Genomic DNA, 328 nt, shown 5'->3' on the forward strand with positions numbered 1-328 from the left:
GGGGCATTTGAACTTAAGGTCACGGTACTGACGTCGGCATCGTCAGTGACCGTCGTATTCACCGTGCCGGACGTGGCTAAATCTTCGTAATTACCGCCGCTGACATTGTTGATGCTCACACTCAAACTGTCGTCGGATTGCACATAGGGATCGTCAGCCCGAACCGTGTAATCCACGCTGCCCGTCGTTTGACCAACCGGATGGTAATCGTTTGCCCATTCGTTAACGTCACCACCAAATCACTGCCCGTCACAGGATTAGACACGGTCGCAGTATAGGTGATGGTGTTGCCCTCAATGACGCTGGCCGGGGCATTTGAACTTAAGGT

General features: G+C 53.0%; 1 pseudogene. It reads right to left on the reverse strand.

Annotated features, from left to right (window positions below):
* Nucleotides 1-265: pseudogene (locus OK13_RS16255) on the reverse strand (immunoglobulin-like domain-containing protein); the annotation flags it as partial.
* Between the last annotated feature and the right edge of the window lie 63 nt (nucleotides 266-328).

The organism is Legionella norrlandica, from assembly GCF_000770585.1.
Lineage (GTDB): Bacteria > Pseudomonadota > Gammaproteobacteria > Legionellales > Legionellaceae > Legionella > Legionella norrlandica.